This window comes from Pseudomonas sp. HMWF006 (genome assembly GCF_003061205.1).
Taxonomy (GTDB): Bacteria; Pseudomonadota; Gammaproteobacteria; order Pseudomonadales; family Pseudomonadaceae; genus Aquipseudomonas; species Aquipseudomonas monsensis.
Window position 1 is genome coordinate 1 of record NZ_QAIU01000591.1, and the last position, 1,433, is coordinate 1,433.

Genomic DNA, 1,433 nt, shown 5'->3' on the forward strand with positions numbered 1-1,433 from the left:
GTTTATTGGCTGACCGATGGGGTCGAGCCAGGCGTGCCTCTGGCCCAAGCAGTGTTCGATACCGCTCACGTTTCGGTTGATCCAGAAACTGGCGCGCCGGTTTCGACCAACAAGCCGGTCCTCGGTGTCCGACTGATCGACCTGCCGAACGATCCGACGAATCGCGATCGCGTCAGGGCGCGTGGCGTCTTGTACAAGATCAATGACGTGCAGGCCGACGGCGTCGCCGGCGTAACCATCATTCTTCAGAAGGCCTGAGCATGGCTCACCCGAGAGAACTGATCCGCAAGCAGGCCGTTGCGGTCTTGATGGGTGCCACCAATGCGGCCGCAAGCGTTTATGCCAGCCGGGTAGCACCGCTGATTTCCAACGGATGGCAGAGCGAGCTGCCGGCGATCATCGTTTACACGATGGACGAAACCGGCGAAATCTTTAATCAGGCGCCACGCGAATACCGGCGCCGCGTGGAGTTAGTGGTGGAGATCCATGCCGAAGGTAACGAGGCATTGGACGACACGCTAGATACGCTTGCTCGGCAAGTCGAGCGGCTGCTGCTGATGGACGACACCCTTGGCGACACCGTCAACGACTTGCAATACGTGCGCTCGCGAATGGTGCTTCTCGATCAATCGGAGAATCTGACCGGCGCGTGCCGCCTGATCTTCGAGGCTGAGTACTTCGATCGTCACCCCGACGACCTTTTCAATCAAAGCCTGCCAGACCTGAACACGGTTGCGACCGAGTACAGCTTGGGCAACGCGCAGCCAGATTCGGCTGACCGCGCCAAAACCATCATCGAGGACCTGAACCCATGACCACGCGTGTGCTCGTGAAGCCGGCCGAGGGCCGCCTGGTGCGACATCCAGACACCTACGAACAGATCGAGCCAGCAGGCAAGACTGTGGAACTCAACAGTTACTGGCTGCGCAAGGAAAAAGCCGGTGACATCGTTATCGAAAAGGCTGCGGTACCGGCCGAAACCAAGGGTGAAAAACAATGACCATTGGAATGGATACGATCCCTGGCGCCGGCGCCCTTCGCAAGCCTGGTGTCTACAGCGAGATCGATAACAGTAAGGCAGTTCGCGGGCCTCAGCCGGTCAGCTATCGCCGTTTGCTGATTGGCCAAAAGCTCGCTGGTGGTCTGGCCGCCGCCAATACCCTGATCCGTATCACCAGCCCGGCGCAGGCCGATATCCAGTTTGGCAAAGGCTCGATGTTGGCGGGCATGGTCCGCGCCGCGATGGCCATCGACACCTACACCGAATTGCAAGTTATGCCGGTGATCGACAATCCCGCCGGAGTTGCTGCCGCTGCCACCCTGGCATTTACCGGTCCAGCAACTGCATCGGGCAGCATTGAGCTGATGATTGCCGGCCGCCGGGTGTCTGTTGGCGTGATCAGTGGCGACACCGCGACAGCTATCGCCACAGC

Annotated in this window: 4 protein-coding genes; all 4 read left to right on the top strand. The window is 59.8% G+C overall.

Annotated features, from left to right (window positions below; all coding sequences use genetic code 11):
- Positions 1–258 (top strand): hypothetical protein (locus tag DBR24_RS30960; protein ID WP_158277052.1); only part of this gene is annotated, 258 nt, incomplete at its 5' end.
- Positions 259–260: 2 nt separating this feature from the next.
- The gene (locus tag DBR24_RS27310) at positions 261–815 is read left to right on the top strand and encodes a hypothetical protein (RefSeq protein ID WP_128616269.1); all 555 of its coding nucleotides are present in this window, start codon (positions 261–263) and stop codon (positions 813–815) included.
- Positions 812–1,000 carry a DUF2635 domain-containing protein gene (locus DBR24_RS27315; protein ID WP_128616270.1) on the top strand — a complete coding sequence of 63 codons (189 nt, stop codon included), beginning with the start codon at positions 812–814 and terminating at the stop codon, positions 998–1,000. The genes DBR24_RS27310 and DBR24_RS27315 overlap by 4 nt, the downstream gene beginning before the upstream one ends.
- Positions 1,001–1,008: 8 nt before the next feature.
- The coding region (locus DBR24_RS31355) for a hypothetical protein (protein WP_218278155.1) at positions 1,009–1,433 on the top strand (425 nt) is incomplete at its 3' end.

Bases quoted from the DNA above. Each gene is read 5' to 3' on its own strand.
- DBR24_RS27310 (WP_128616269.1), top strand. From the start codon at position 261: ATGGCTCACCCGAGAGAACTGATCCGCAAGCAGGCCGTTGCGGTCTTG.
- DBR24_RS27315 (WP_128616270.1), top strand. From the start codon at position 812: ATGACCACGCGTGTGCTCGTGAAGCCGGCCGAGGGCCGCCTGGTGCGA.